Genomic DNA, 14,180 nt, shown 5'->3' on the forward strand with positions numbered 1-14,180 from the left:
GCCCAGCGATGGTGCAGATCAAGACCCCCGAGCAGATCGCGAAGATGCGCGAGGCGGGCCTGGTGGTCGCTGCCATTCATGCCGCCACCCGTGAGGCGGCCGTGCCGGGCGCCACGACGAAGGATCTGGACGAGGTCGCCCGCAAGGTGATCGCCGACCACGGCGCGAAGTCGAACTTCCTGGGGTACGGCGGATTCCCCGCGACCATCTGCACCTCGGTCAACGAGGTCGTCGTGCACGGCATCCCGGACGAGAAGACGGTCCTCAAGGACGGCGACATCATCTCGATCGACGCCGGCGCGATCGTCGACGGCTGGCACGGGGACGCGGCGTACACCGCCTTCGTGGGCACCGGTCACGCCCCGGAGCTGGTCGAGCTCTCCCGGGTGACCGAGGAGTCGATGTGGGCCGGGATCGCCGCGATGAAGGTGAACAACCGGCTCGTCGACATCTCGAAGGCCATCGAGTCCTACATCCGGCGCCAGCCCCGCCCGGCGACCGGGAAGTACGGGATCATCGAGGACTACGGCGGCCACGGCATCGGCACCGAGATGCACATGGACCCGCACCTGCTCAACTACGTCTCGCGCAAGCGGGGCAAGGGCATCAAGCTCGTCCCCGGCGTCTGCCTGGCCATCGAGCCGATGGTGTCGCTGGGCACGGCGCAGACGAAGGTCCTCGCCGACGAGTGGACGGTCCTCACGACCGACGGCACCTGGTCCTCGCACTGGGAGCACTCGATCGCCCTCACGGAGCAGGGCCCGCTGGTCCTGACCGCCCCGGACTGCGGCAGGGCGAGGCTCGCCCAGTACGGCGTCGAGGTGGCGCCGGATCCGCTCGGCTGATTGAGGTCCGCAGAAGGTCTAAGGATCTCCCGCGGTGGGCAAACTTGACGGATTCGTCTTTTGGAGTCCGCTGACGTAGACTGACTCGTCGGCTCTCGTGCATCCGTGTGTCTTCATGCGGCGGCGGGAGTCGATCAAGGTAGCCGATTCGAAAGGCGAAGCGTGGCCAAGAAGCAAGGTGCCATCGAAATTGAGGGCACCGTGATCGAGTCCCTCCCGAACGCCATGTTCAAGGTGGAACTCCAGAACGGTCACAAAGTCCTCGCGCACATCAGCGGCAAGATGCGGATGCACTACATCCGTATCCTCCCGGATGACCGGGTCGTCGTGGAGCTGTCTCCCTACGACCTGACGCGTGGCCGGATCGTCTACCGGTACAAGTAGATCTTGCCGCCATCCCGCTTCGGCGTGGTGAGGGCACTGACCCGGAGAACCTGACATCCCATGAAGGTCAAGCCGAGCGTCAAGAAGATCTGCGACAAGTGCAAGGTGATCCGCCGTCACGGCCGGGTCATGGTCATCTGCGACAACCTGCGCCACAAGCAGCGCCAGGGCTGACGCACGACCACCTGCATCTCGCAGCTCTTCGCGCGACGCACGTAAACGTACATACGCAGAGCCCGTCCAAGCTTCGGCTGACGACACCTCCGGCGGGGGCCGGGGACCCGGGCGTACCATCCCTTCCCACTCGGTCGGGGTCGGCGTTCGGGAGCGGCACTGTGGAAGACCCCCGAAATAACAACTGGAGCCATTGAATGGCACGCGTTTCAGGTGTTGACATCCCGCGCGAAAAGCGCGTGGAGGTTGCCCTCACCTACGTCTTCGGCATCGGGCGCACCCGGTCCAAGGAGATCCTCGCCACCACCGGCGTGAACCCGAACACCCGCGTTCGTGACCTGGCCGAAGAGGACCTGGTCAAGATCCGCGAGTACGTCGACGCCAACCTTCGCACCGAGGGTGACCTTCGCCGCGAGATCCAGGGCGACATTCGCCGCAAGATCGAGATCGGCTGCTACCAGGGCATCCGGCACCGTCGCGGTCTGCCGGTCCACGGTCAGCGCACCAGCACGAACGCGCGTACCCGCAAGGGCCCGCGTCGCGCCATCGCCGGTAAGAAGAAGCCGGGCAAGAAGTAGTCCTCAGCGGACGCACTGCGGAGGTCCGGTCACCGGACGTTCGCGGAAACCAGCGGTCTTCGCTGTAGGACCGATCACCTCCCCTCTCCATCTGGAGTCAAGACATGCCCCCCAAGGGTCGTCAGGGCGCAGCCAAGAAGGTGCGTCGCAAGGAAAAGAAGAACGTCGCTCACGGGCACGCCCACATCAAGAGCACGTTCAACAACACGATCGTCTCGATCACGGACCCCTCGGGCAACGTGATCTCCTGGGCCTCCGCCGGCCACGTCGGCTTCAAGGGCTCGCGCAAGTCCACCCCCTTCGCCGCGCAGATGGCCGCCGAGTCGGCCGCCCGCCGCGCGCAGGAGCACGGCATGCGCAAGGTCGACGTCTTCGTCAAGGGTCCCGGCTCCGGCCGTGAGACCGCGATCCGCTCCCTCCAGGCCACGGGCCTCGAGGTCGGTTCGATCCAGGACGTCACCCCGACGCCGCACAACGGCTGCCGTCCGCCGAAGCGTCGCCGCGTCTGATCCGCCACGGCCGGTGACGGCCGTGCGTCAGTAGCGTCGGATCCGGGCGGTATGTCCCTTCGGGGGCGTGCCGCCCGTATCCTTGTTTCATCTGTCGGGCATCAAATAGTGGGTGCCCACGACTGAAGGATTCCTTCATGCTTATCGCTCAGCGTCCGTCGCTGACCGAAGAGGTCGTCGACGAGTTCCGCTCCCGGTTCGTGATCGAGCCGCTGGAGCCGGGCTTCGGTTACACCCTCGGTAACTCCCTGCGTCGTACCCTCCTCTCCTCGATCCCCGGTGCCGCTGTCACCAGCATCCGGATCGACGGTGTCCTGCACGAGTTCACCACCGTGCCGGGCGTCAAGGAGGACGTGACCGACCTCATCCTCAACATCAAGCAGCTGGTCGTCTCCTCGGAGCACGACGAGCCGGTCGTGATGTACCTGCGCAAGCAGGGTCCCGGCCTGGTCACCGCTGCTGACATCGCCCCGCCGGCCGGTGTCGAGGTCCACAACCCGGACCTGGTCCTGGCCACGCTGAACGGCAAGGGCAAGCTGGAGATGGAGCTGACCGTCGAGCGCGGTCGCGGCTACGTCTCCGCCGTCCAGAACAAGCAGGTCGGCCAGGAGATCGGCCGGATCCCGGTCGACTCCATCTACTCGCCGGTGCTCAAGGTCACGTACAAGGTCGAGGCGACCCGTGTCGAGCAGCGCACCGACTTCGACAAGCTGATCGTCGACGTCGAGACCAAGCAGGCCATGCGTCCCCGTGACGCCATGGCGTCGGCCGGTAAGACCCTGGTCGAGCTGTTCGGTCTGGCGCGCGAGCTCAACATCGACGCCGAGGGCATCGACATGGGCCCGTCCCCGACGGATGCCGCGCTCGCCGCCGATCTGGCGCTGCCGATCGAGGAGCTCGAGCTCACGGTCCGTTCGTACAACTGCCTCAAGCGCGAGGGCATCCACTCCGTGGGTGAGCTCGTGGCCCGCTCCGAGGCGGACCTGCTCGACATCCGCAACTTCGGTGCGAAGTCGATCGACGAGGTCAAGGCGAAGCTGGCCGGTATGGGCCTGGCGCTGAAGGACTCGCCTCCCGGCTTCGACCCGACCGCCGCCGCCGACGCGTTCGGCGCGGACGACGACGCGGACGCCGGTTTCGTGGAGACCGAGCAGTACTGAGTCGCCTCCCGGCTGGGGGTGCCCGGATTTCTGGGTGCCCCGGGCCGGGGCGCGCGTAAGACTTCCGCGGGGCGACCGCCTCGCGGGAACTGACACCGGTACCTGATACGGCCGGTGCAGCACACAAGGAGAAAACCATGCCTCAGCCCGCCAAGGGTGCCCGTCTGGGCGGCAGCGCTGCGCACGAGAAGCTTCTTCTCATCAACCTCGCGAAGTCGCTGTTCGAGCACGGCCGCATCACCACGACCGAGGCCAAGGCCCGTCGCCTGCGTCCGGTCGCCGAGCGTTTCATCACCAAGGCGAAGAAGGGCGACATCCACAACCGTCGCCTGGTGCTGCAGTCGATCACGGACAAGAGCATCGTGCACACGCTCTTCACCGAGATCGCCCCGCGGTACGAGAACCGCCCCGGTGGTTACACCCGCATCACCAAGATCGGCAACCGTCGTGGCGACAACGCCCCGATGGCCGTCATCGAGCTGGTCGAGGCGCTGACCGTGGCCCAGCAGGCCACCGGTGAGGCCGAGGCCGCGACGAAGCGCGCCGTCAAGGAAGACGCCCTCAAGAAGGACGAGGCTCCGGCCGAGACCGTCGAGGACGCCAAGCCGGCCGACGCCGCCGCCGAGGACTCCAAGGACGCCTGAGCGTTCTGAGACCCGGGTACGGGCCCGCACCACCCTTCGGGGCGGTGCGGGCCCGTTCTTTGTTTCCTGAGAGGATCTGCGGGTGAGTGACGAGGCAGAGCCCGGCTTTGTACGGGTACGGCTGGACCTTTCCTACGACGGCAAGGACTTCTCCGGCTGGGCGAAGCAGACCAGCAGGCGCACCGTGCAGGGCGAGATCGAGGACGCCCTGCGGACCGTGACGCGGTCCTCGGTGACGTACGACCTGACGGTCGCCGGGCGCACCGACGCGGGGGTGCACGCGCGGGGGCAGGTGGCGCACGTGGACCTGCCGGCCGAGGTGTGGGCCGAGCACGAGGAGAAGCTGCTGCGGCGGATGGCGGGGCGCCTGCCGCTGGACGTACGGATCTGGCGTGCGGCCGTGGCCCCGGCGGGGTTCAACGCGCGGTTCTCCGCGCTGTGGCGGCGGTACGCGTACCGCGTGGGGGACCGGCCCGGCGGGGTGGACCCGCTGACCCGCGGGCATGTGCTGTGGCACGACCGGCCGCTGGACCTGGACGCGATGAACGAGGCGGCCGCCCTGATGACGGGGGAGCACGACTTCGCGGCGTACTGCAAGAAGCGTGAGGGTGCCACGACCATCCGTACGCTCCAGAAGCTGCACTGGGTCCGGGACGCGGAGTCCGGGGTGCTGACGGCGACCGTGCAGGCCGACGCGTTCTGCCACAACATGGTGCGGGCGCTGATCGGCGCGGCGCTGTTCGTGGGCGACGGGCGCAGGCCCGCCGGGTGGCCGGCCGAGGTGCTGGCGGCGAAGGTGCGGGATCCCGCGGTGCACGTGGTGCGGCCGCACGGGCTGACGCTGGAGGAGGTGGCGTACCCGGCGGACGAGCTGCTGGCGGCCCGGGCCCTGGAGGCGCGGAACGTCAGGACGCTGCCGGGGGCGGGCTGCTGCTGACCGGCCGGCGGCGCAGGGCGCGGAGCAGCTTGGCCGCGTAGTACACGGCGAGGACGCTGGACACGGTGGAGCGGAACCAGCCGATGTCCGGCGTCCACCAGGCGTAGACCGCCGCCGCGGTGAAGAACAGCAGGGCCGCCGTGCGCAGCGCCCACCAGCGGGCCGGGTGGGGTTCCTCCTGGGCCGGGGCCTCCGGGTGGACGCCGTCCTGCGTGGTGATGGTGTCCCGCATCCCCGCGAGGAATCCGCGCCGGGCGAGGACGCGGGCGCCCGGGAGCGCCGCGAGGATCTCCAGCTCGCCGCCGTACCCGGCGGGCAGGGGCGGCAGCCGCAGGGCGGCGACGAGCTCGCCCTGGTGGCGGGCCGGGTCGCCGGTGGCCCGCAGGACGTGGGCCAGGGGGCGCGGGTCGGCCAGCCCGTACACGCGGGCGAGCACGGTGGCCGTCGCCGTCGCCTCGCTGTGGTCGGTGGCGGGGGCGGCGGTCTCCCAGGTGTGGTCCGCCACCTTCCTGCCCCGGTGGAGCAGGGTGAAGCTGCTGCGCTCCGGGGTGCGGTGCAGGACCAGGGCCGGCCAGTCCTCGGCCGTGGTGAAGCTGTCCGCCGCCGCGGTGAGCGGGTCCTCGGGGAGCAGGGCCGCGCGCTTGCCGCGTACGGGGTCCGGGACGATCTCGACGTACGTGTGATGGCTGCCGGCCGGGGCCGTCCGCAGGCTGTGGCCGCAGATCAGGGCGGCCTGGGCCACCTCGGTGGGGCCGGTGGAGGCGATGGCGACCGAGCGCGGTGCCAGTTCGCGCTCCCAGTCGGGGGCGCCGGTGGCCGGGGGCCGGGGGGAGGGGCGGAAGAAGGGGATCCGCATCGCCAGCTCGACACGGGTGTCGGAGCGGGCCTCCAGGAACTCCGCGCGGGCGTCACCGAAGTAGGTCCAGGGGAAGGTGGTGACGTGCACCCCGATGGTGCGGAAGGCCGTGAGGGCCTCCTCGTAGCGGTTCATCGACCAGAGGACCAGGGCCAGGTGGTTGCGGAAGCCGGCGGCCTCCCGGTCCCCGGGGGCGTAGCTGTCGGAGAGGGCCTGCGCGCGGGTCACCGCGGCCTCGACGCGGGCGGCGTACGGGTCGGGGTCGGGGGCCTCCCCGTCGGAGATCAGGTACTCGACGACGGCCTGGAGCGGCAGCGCGTGGAGGCGGGAGCCGGGGGGTGCCTGGGCGGCCGCCTGCTCGGCGAAGGCGAACATCTCCTCGTGCGAGCCGAACCACTTGTCGCAGAGGTACTGGAGCGCCTGGATGTGGCAGCCCTCGTGGTGCGGGTCGCGCGCGTTCGCCTCGGCCAGATAGGTGTCGAACACCTCCCGCGGCGCCTGGATGCCCCGGGCCTGGGTCAGCGCGACGCGCCAGGGGACCGGGTCGTCGGGGTTGAGCTCGGCGGCCTCGGAGATCACCGGCACCGCGTCCCGGAGCACCGCGTGGAACGCCCGGAACTGGTCGGCCTCGACGTGCCTGGCCCGGGCCCCGGTCCGTATCTGCCACGCCTGGTAGACGTACTGGTCGGCCTTGACCAGGACGGCGTCCGGGTCCTCCGGGGACTCCTCCAGCCAGCTGTCCAGCCAGCCCGGGTGGTGCAGCGAGGCGCGGGCGAGACGTGAGACGCAGGTGTCCCGGCGCTCCCATTGCGCGTGCTCGCGGGTGAGGGCGAGCAGCTCGGCGGCCGGGGCGTGGTCCCCCGCGGCGGCCGCGGCGAGGGCCACCCGCAGCGTGGGGTCCGGGGCGTCGAGGACCACGGCGTCGTCCGGGGGCAGGTCGGCGCCCACCGCGTCACTGTGGCGCAGGACGCGCGGGAGGGTGAAGAGGGCGGTCAGACGCACGGCGGCAGGTCCTCGGTCGAGGGGAGGGACGGAGCTGGTGCGTGGGGGGGAGAGCACGGCCGTACGTCAGGAGACGGGGGCACCTGCGGCCGCCGAGGCCTGGACCTCACCGCGGTGACGGATCTGGCGGAAGGTGAACTCGGTGAGGTCGTCACCGGCCTTGTAGACGTCCTTGGCCGCCGTGGTGACGTTCTTCCCGCTCGTGTAGCCGCCGATCGTGAAGTAGGCGTACCGGCCGTAGGAGTTGGCCGTACGCCGGCAGACGGATCCGCCGCGGCAGAACGTGGGGACCCCCGAGCCGCTGAGGGAGGCGAGGCCGCCGGACGCCTGCTGGGCCGCCTTCCTGGCCTCCGCCTCGGTGCCGAACACGGCGAGGCCGACGGTGACCGCGACGCCGCCCTTGCTGTACGTCGCGCGGATGACCTGGTCGCAGCCGTTGTTGTCGAGGATGGAGCCGAGGGCGCCCTGGGTCGTCGTGGCGCAGTTCTCCGCACGGGCGGTGGCGCCCTTGGCGTAGACGCGATCGCCCATGGTCAGTTTCTTGCCGGGGAAGAAGGCGTCCACCGTGACCGGGGCCTTGTCCTTCTTCTCGTCGGCTATGTAGTCCTTCGGGTCCGGCGGGGGCGGCGGGGCGACCGAGGAGAAGGAAGGGCCCGGCGCGGACTCCGAGGGCAGGTCGGCCGGGGCCGGCAGCTCGCTCGCGTTCTTGTCCGCCCGGGATGAGCCGCCGCCGTCGGTCGTGATGACCGCGGTGGCCACGATCGCGGCCACCGCGGCGGTCGCCACCGCGCCGCCGCCGATCATCAGCCACTTCTTGCGCCTGCCGCGTGCGGCCGACGCCTCGGCCAGTGCCGCCCAGTCCGGAGTCCGGCTCTCTCCCGGTCCTCCAGGCCCCCAGGAGGGCCCCCCTTGCCCAAAGCTCATGCGGCGAATCCTAGAGCCTCGGTAATCCGGTTGGGCCAACGGTTGGCATGCCGTGACAATGCTGTGCATGGGACATCTCGAAGCGGGCCACCTGGAGTACTACCTACCGGACGGACGGGTGCTGCTCGGCGATGCCTCGTTCCGGGTGGCCGACGGTGCCGTCGTCGCCCTCGTCGGTGCCAACGGGGCGGGCAAGACGACCCTCCTGAAGCTCCTCGCCGGGGAGCTCCAGCCGCACGGCGGCTCGGTGTCGGTGAGCGGCGGGCTCGGGGTGATGGCCCAGTTCGTCGGGTCCGTACGGGACGAGCGGACCGTCCGTGACCTGCTGGTCTCCGTGGCCCAGCCGCGGATCAGGGAGGCGGCGAAGGCCGTCGACGCGGCCGAGGAGCGCATTCTCACTGTCGACGACGAGGCCGCGCAGATGGCGTACGCGCAGGCGCTCAGCGACTGGGCGGAGGCGCGCGGCTACGAGGCCGAGACGCTGTGGGACGTCTGCACCATTGCCGCGCTCGGCGTCCCGTACGAGAAGGCGCAGTGGCGCGAGGTGCGCACCCTCAGCGGGGGCGAGCAGAAGCGGCTGGTCCTGGAGGCGCTGCTGCGCGGCCCGGACGAGGTGCTGCTCCTGGACGAGCCGGACAACTATCTGGACGTCCCCGGGAAGCGGTGGCTGGAGGAGAAGCTCAAGGAGACCCGTAAGACGGTGCTCTTCGTCTCCCACGACAGGGAGCTGCTCTCGCGGGCCGCCGAGAAGATCGTCAGCGTGGAGCCCAGTCCGGCCGGCTCGGACGTCTGGGTGCACGGCGGCGGCTTCGACACGTACCACCAGGCCCGCAAGGACCGGTTCGCACGCTTCGAGGAGCTCCTGCGGCGCTGGGAGGAGGAGCACAAGCGGCTGAAGGCGCTCGTCCTGCGGATGCGGCAGCAGGCGGCGAACAGCCCCGACATGGCGAACCGCTACCACGCGATGCAGACCCGCTTCAAGAAGTTCGAGGAGGCCGGCCCGCCGCCCGAGCCGCCCCGCGAGCAGGACATCAGGATGCGGCTGCGCGGCGGGCGCACCGGGGTGCGGGCGGTGACGTGCACCGGCCTGGAGCTGACCGGGCTGATGAAGCCGTTCGACCTGGAGATCTACTACGGGGAGCGGGTCGCCGTGCTCGGCTCCAACGGGTCGGGGAAGTCGCACTTCCTGCGGCTGCTGGCGGGGGAGCCGGTGGCGCACACCGGTGAGTGGAAGCTCGGCGCCCGGGTCGTGCCCGGACACTTCGCGCAGACGCACGCCCACCCGGAGCTGCTCGGCAAGACGCTGGTGGAGATCCTCTGGACGGAGCACGCCAAGGACCGGGGCGGCGCGATGGGGGTGCTGCGGCGCTACGAGCTGGAGCGCCAGGGCGACCAGGCCTTCGAGCGGCTCTCCGGCGGGCAGCAGGCGCGGTTCCAGATCCTGCTCCTGGAGCTGGCCGGCACGACCGCGCTGCTGCTGGACGAGCCGACGGACAACCTGGACCTGGAGTCGGCCGAGGCCCTCCAGGACGGCCTGGAGGCGTACGACGGGACGGTCATGGCGGTCACCCACGACCGCTGGTTCGCGAAGTCCTTCGACCGGTACCTGGTCTTCGGCTCGGACGGGGTGGTACGGGAGTCCACGGAGCCCGTCTGGGACGAGCGCAGGGTCGAGCGGAAGCGGTAGGTCCGGCGCGTTTTGACCGGTCCCGGGCGGGGCGGGTACTGTCGGGGGTTGTTATACGTACGGGCTCGGTCGTTCTCACCGCGCGGAGCCCCTGCGTAGGTTCTCTGGAGCAGTTACCAGTGGCTCGCATACGGGCATTGTCCCCGGCACTGTGAGCCCCAGCTGCATGATCGCTTCAGGGGTGCCATGTGTCTGGACCTCATCCACTGAAGAAGCGAAGGCTACGAAGTGCGTACGTACAGCCCCAAGCCCGGCGATGTCACTCGCCAGTGGCACATCATCGACGCTGAGGACATCGTCCTCGGCCGTCTGGCCACCACGGCCGCGAACCTCCTCCGAGGCAAGCACAAGGCGATCTACGCCCCCCACATGGACATGGGCGACTTCGTCATCATCATCAACGCCGAGAAGGTCCACCTCTCCGGCAACAAGAAGACCCAGAAGATGGCGTACCGCCACTCGGGCTTCCCGGGCGGTCTCCGTTCGGTGCGTTACGACGAGCTCCTCGCGAAGAACCCCGAGAAGGCCATCGAGAAGGCCATCAAGGGCATGATCCCCAAGAACACCCTGGGTCGTCAGATGATCTCGAAGCTCAAGGTCTACGCGGGCGACCAGCACCCGCACGCTGCGCAGCAGCCGGTCCCGTTCGAGATCACCCAGGTCGCGCAGTAGTTCCGGCCTCCCCCCTAAGACGTCAAAGAAAGATCTGAGGAGAATCGTGGCCGAGACCACTGCAGAGACGCCCGTCGAGGGCACCGAGGGCGAAGAGACCTTCGCCGAGGTGACCACCTTCGAGTCGGAGGTCCCCGTCGAGGGTGAGTACACCTCCGAGTCGCTCGCGGGCCGCTTCGGCGACCCGCAGCCCGCGGCCGGCCTTGGCCGTCGCAAGAACGCCATCGCCCGCGTCCGGATCGTCCCGGGCACCGGCAAGTGGAAGATCAACGGTCGCACCCTCGAGGACTACTTCCCCAACAAGGTGCACCAGCAGGAAGTCAACGAGCCCTTCAAGGTGCTCGAGCTCGACGGCCGCTACGACGTCATCGCCCGCATCTCGGGTGGCGGCGTCTCCGGTCAGGCCGGCGCCCTGCGCCTCGGTGTGGCCCGCGCGCTGAACGAGGCGGACGTGGACAACAACCGCGCCACGCTGAAGAAGGCCGGCTTCCTCTCCCGCGACGACCGTGCGGTCGAGCGCAAGAAGGCCGGTCTCAAGAAGGCCCGTAAGGCCCCGCAGTACAGCAAGCGCTAAATCGCGCCTGCTTTACACGTTCGCCCCGGCGGCACACCTCGTGCTGCTGGGGCGTTCGTTTATCAGCCCTCGCGGGCGTATAACGGCTTAAGACGTTTGCATGTTTATCGGGTCGGCAGCCTCGGGCGCACCCTTCTTTGTTGTGCCTTGCCTCGCTTCGCCCTGTTTTGATTACTTTGGTTTTGCGGTTTCGGAGCACCTTCGGAGGACACCAGTGGGACGACTCTTCGGCACGGACGGCGTGCGCGGCGTCGCCAACGCGGACCTGACAGCCGAGCTCGCGCTCGGGCTCTCGGTCGCGGCGGCGCACGTGCTGGCCGAGGCGGGCACCTTCGAGGGGCATCGGGCGACCGCGCTGGTGGGCCGTGACCCCCGCGCGTCCGGGGAGTTCCTGGAGGCCGCCGTCGTGGCGGGCCTGGCCAGCGCCGGTGTCGACGTCCTGCGCGTCGGGGTGCTGCCCACCCCCGCCGTGGCGTACCTCACCGGGGCGCTCGGCGCGGACATCGGCGTCATGCTGTCGGCGAGCCACAACGCCATGCCGGACAACGGCATCAAGTTCTTCGCGCGGGGCGGGCACAAGCTCGCCGACGAGCTGGAGGACCGCATCGAGACGGTCTACGAGCAGCACCGCACCGGTGAGCCGTGGAACCGTCCGACCGGCGCCGGCGTGGGCCGTGTCACCGACTACAACGAGGGCTTCGACCGTTACGTCGCCCACCTCATCGGTGTCCTCCCGAACCGGCTCGACGGGCTGAAGGTCGTCCTCGACGAGGCGCACGGCGCCGCCGCCCGTGTCTCGCCCGAGGCGTTCGCCCGGGCCGGGGCCGAGGTCGTCACCATCGGTGCCGAGCCGGACGGCCTGAACATCAACGACGGCTGCGGCTCCACGCACCTGGAGCTGCTGCGGGCCGCCGTCGTCGAGCACGGCGCCGACCTCGGCATCGCGCACGACGGCGACGCCGACCGCTGCCTGGCCGTGGACGCCACCGGCGCCGAGGTCGACGGCGACCAGATCCTCGCCGTGCTGGCCCTCGCCATGCGCGAGGCGGGCCACCTGCGCAAGGACACCGTCGTCGGTACGGTCATGTCGAACCTGGGCTTCAAGATGGCGATGGAGCGCGAGGGCATCCAGCTCGTCCAGACCGCCGTCGGCGACCGCTACGTCCTGGAGTCGATGAAGGCCGAGGGCTTCGCGCTCGGTGGCGAGCAGTCCGGCCACGTCATCGTCCTGGACCACGCCACGACGGGTGACGGCACCCTGACCGGGCTGATGCTCGCGGCCCGGGTCGCCGCCACCGGACGTACGCTCGCCGACCTGGCGGGTGTGATGCAGCGCCTCCCGCAGGTCCTCATCAACGTGCCGGACGTCGACAAGTCCCGCGTGGACACCTCCCCCGAGGTGGCCGCCGCGGTGTCCCAGGCCGAGCACGCGCTGGGCGACACCGGCCGCGTCCTGCTGCGCAAGTCGGGCACCGAGCCGCTCGTACGGGTCATGGTCGAGGCCGCCGACCTCGAACAGGCGCGCGCGGTGGCCGGGCAGCTGGCCGATGTGGTGAAGTCCGCGCTCGGCTGACGGACCGTCGCTCAGACGGACGGCCCCGGCTCCACCGCCGGGGCCGTCCCGCGTCCGGCCTCCAGCTCCCGGAGGATGGCGGCCAGGTCGGCGGGGGCGGCCGCGAGGCGGACGGGTTCGCCCGCGTCGTCGAGTTCGGCGACGTGCCAGCCCCTGGCGACGGTGTCGCCGTCGCTGCCCCGGACACGCCGCACTCCCGTCACGGTCAGCCGCTCCACCGGGATCCGCCGCGCCGCGAACCGGCCCGGACCGGGGTGGGGGGTCACCGCCGGCGGGCCGTCCCCCAGGACGACGTGGGTGCCGAAGCCGTTCGGGTTGTAGTCGGTGTGCTCCAGGAACCGGGCGGCGAGGAACCGCTCCCCCTTCTCCCGCCGCCCGTGGGAAGGGGCGCCCTCGCCGGGCGTACGGATACGGGTGGCGCGCCACGCCCAGGCGAACATCCCGAACGTGGCCACGGCCCCCGACACCGCCCAGACCAGGGCCACGGGAGAGCCGGCCGGGCCCCTGGGGTGGAGGTAGCAGAGCGGCAGCAGCCACACGGCCGTACCGACGAGCGCGGCCGCGAACGGCAGGGCGGAGGGGAGGACCTCGTCGTCCGGCAGCCGGCGGCCGCGCCGGTGCAGCAGGATCCGGGCACCGGGGTAGCCCGCGCCGAGCGCGCACAGGGCCGCGATGACGGCCACCTCCCCGGCGCCGGTGAAGTGCTCGCGCCACACGTGGTGTTCGGCGGCGACCTCCCTCACCCGGTGCCGCCAGACGGTCAGTTCGACCTCGTCACCGGCGTGGAACCCCCTGGCCCCCTCCCGCGAGACCCCCAGCCGCTCCAGCGGCCGGCCGTCGGCGAAGTACAGCCAGCTGCTCTGCTTCCCCCGGCTGACCTCCGCCCGGGCGATGACCGCGTGCCGGGTGCTCAGGCACTCCCCGCGCTCCTCGGCGGGAGTCCCGGCGGTGCACGGGACGGCCGACGTCCACGCCTCCTTCTCCGCCCCGACGACCGGCACGAACCATGCGGCCAGGCCCGCGCCCGCGAGCAGCAGCACGCACAGGAGCGCCGGGACGGCCGTGCCGCGCCCGGCGGCGCGGTACGAGATGACGGGGTCGTGGCCGGACCCGGGGGCGCCGTACCGGCGGTGCAGGGCGCGGAGCGCCTCCAGCTCCGCGTCGAACGCGGGGCGGTCGCCGGAGGACGCGCTCAGCGGGAGCGGCAGCCGACGGGCGCGGCCGTCGCTCAGCAGCACGCTGACCCGGTGGACCTGCTGGTTCCGCCCGTACTGGATGTACGTACGGAGATCCGCTATGCCCGACCACGGGATGTGCCGACGGCGTAGCAGGGTACGGGTGTGCAGGCCGTGGGCGTCCGCGCTCACCCGGGTGGTGGCCGCGTACAGACAGACGAGGCCGAGCAGCGCGCACAGCAGGCCCACCGACGCCCATACGTCCAGGAAGCGGCCCGCGTACACCACGCGCACCCCGGCCAGGCCGGCCCCGGCCGCCCCGAGGGCGACGGAGAACCACTGGGCGCGTCCGCGGAGCGGATGGGCGCTCACTTCCCGGGCATCGCTCATACCCGGGATCCTGTCACCGGCCGGGCCGCCCCGGCTTGTGCGGTGTACGGCAGCCTCGGGCCGCGCCACATTGCCGGTCCGTCACGGCCGGGGCCC

At 70.7% G+C, this 14,180-nt stretch carries 15 protein-coding genes; 12 read left to right on the forward strand and 3 right to left on the reverse strand.

The features are described from left to right. The first annotated feature begins 8 nt into the window (after window positions 1-8). From map to truA, 8 genes are all read left to right on the forward strand, one after another. Window positions 9-845 (forward strand): type I methionyl aminopeptidase, encoded by an 837-nt coding sequence (gene map / locus ACZ607_RS23380; RefSeq protein ID WP_469737422.1) that lies wholly within the window; start codon window positions 9-11, stop codon window positions 843-845. Window positions 846-1,007: 162 nt separating this feature from the next. Continuing rightward, a complete protein-coding gene (gene infA, locus ACZ607_RS23385) occupies window positions 1,008-1,229 on the forward strand; it encodes a translation initiation factor IF-1 (RefSeq protein WP_003956442.1) in 222 nt (73 codons plus the stop codon). Window positions 1,230-1,289: 60 nt separating this feature from the next. Further along, entirely contained in the window at window positions 1,290-1,403 is a 114-nt protein-coding gene (rpmJ, locus tag ACZ607_RS23390) for a 50S ribosomal protein L36 (RefSeq protein ID WP_003956441.1), read from the forward strand. Window positions 1,404-1,600: 197 nt separating this feature from the next. After that, entirely contained in the window at window positions 1,601-1,981 is a 381-nt protein-coding gene (gene rpsM, locus ACZ607_RS23395) for a 30S ribosomal protein S13 (protein WP_014047799.1), read from the forward strand. A gap of 104 nt (window positions 1,982-2,085) precedes the next feature. Then, on the forward strand, window positions 2,086-2,490 hold the full coding sequence (gene rpsK / locus ACZ607_RS23400) for a 30S ribosomal protein S11 (protein ID WP_003956432.1): 405 nt from the start codon (window positions 2,086-2,088) through the stop codon (window positions 2,488-2,490). A 137-nt stretch (window positions 2,491-2,627) separates the two neighbouring features. Continuing rightward, entirely contained in the window at window positions 2,628-3,650 is a 1,023-nt protein-coding gene (locus ACZ607_RS23405) for a DNA-directed RNA polymerase subunit alpha (RefSeq protein WP_003966937.1), read from the forward strand. Window positions 3,651-3,787: 137 nt separating this feature from the next. Continuing rightward, window positions 3,788-4,294, forward strand: coding sequence for a 50S ribosomal protein L17 (gene rplQ / locus ACZ607_RS23410; protein WP_124274240.1), 507 nt, complete (start codon window positions 3,788-3,790; stop codon window positions 4,292-4,294). A gap of 82 nt (window positions 4,295-4,376) precedes the next feature. Further along, window positions 4,377-5,231, forward strand: a complete 855-nt coding sequence (gene truA / locus ACZ607_RS23415) for a tRNA pseudouridine(38-40) synthase TruA (RefSeq protein WP_469737425.1) — start codon at window positions 4,377-4,379, stop codon at window positions 5,229-5,231. Here the strand turns inward: truA and ACZ607_RS23420 are convergent. Further along, window positions 5,200-7,089, reverse strand: coding sequence for a hypothetical protein (locus tag ACZ607_RS23420; protein ID WP_469737427.1), 1,890 nt, complete (start codon window positions 7,087-7,089; stop codon window positions 5,200-5,202). The two genes, truA and ACZ607_RS23420, sit on opposite strands and share 32 nt — an antisense overlap. Before the next feature lie 66 nt (window positions 7,090-7,155). Beyond that, window positions 7,156-8,013 (reverse strand): hypothetical protein, encoded by an 858-nt coding sequence (locus ACZ607_RS23425; protein WP_469737429.1) that lies wholly within the window; start codon window positions 8,011-8,013, stop codon window positions 7,156-7,158. A 67-nt stretch (window positions 8,014-8,080) separates the two neighbouring features. On the opposite strand from ACZ607_RS23425, the gene ACZ607_RS23430 reads away from it, so the two are divergent. From ACZ607_RS23430 to glmM, 4 genes are all read left to right on the forward strand, one after another. Beyond that, entirely contained in the window at window positions 8,081-9,700 is a 1,620-nt protein-coding gene (locus ACZ607_RS23430; protein WP_469737431.1) for an ABC-F family ATP-binding cassette domain-containing protein, read from the forward strand. 228 nt (window positions 9,701-9,928) lie between these two features. Further along, window positions 9,929-10,372 carry a 50S ribosomal protein L13 gene (gene rplM / locus ACZ607_RS23435; RefSeq protein WP_073744271.1) on the forward strand — a complete coding sequence of 148 codons (444 nt, stop codon included), beginning with the start codon at window positions 9,929-9,931 and terminating at the stop codon, window positions 10,370-10,372. 46 nt (window positions 10,373-10,418) lie between these two features. Next, a complete protein-coding gene (gene rpsI, locus ACZ607_RS23440) occupies window positions 10,419-10,946 on the forward strand; it encodes a 30S ribosomal protein S9 (protein WP_031096420.1) in 528 nt (175 codons plus the stop codon). Between the two features lie 214 nt (window positions 10,947-11,160). Continuing rightward, the gene (glmM, locus tag ACZ607_RS23445; protein ID WP_469737433.1) at window positions 11,161-12,519 is read left to right on the forward strand and encodes a phosphoglucosamine mutase; all 1,359 of its coding nucleotides are present in this window, start codon (window positions 11,161-11,163) and stop codon (window positions 12,517-12,519) included. A gap of 11 nt (window positions 12,520-12,530) precedes the next feature. Here the strand turns inward: glmM and ACZ607_RS23450 are convergent, their stop codons facing one another. Beyond that, entirely contained in the window at window positions 12,531-14,084 is a 1,554-nt protein-coding gene (locus tag ACZ607_RS23450) for a PH domain-containing protein (RefSeq protein ID WP_469737435.1), read from the reverse strand. Window positions 14,085-14,180 lie beyond the last annotated feature (96 nt).

This window comes from Streptomyces sp. NPDC104381 (assembly GCF_055583745.1).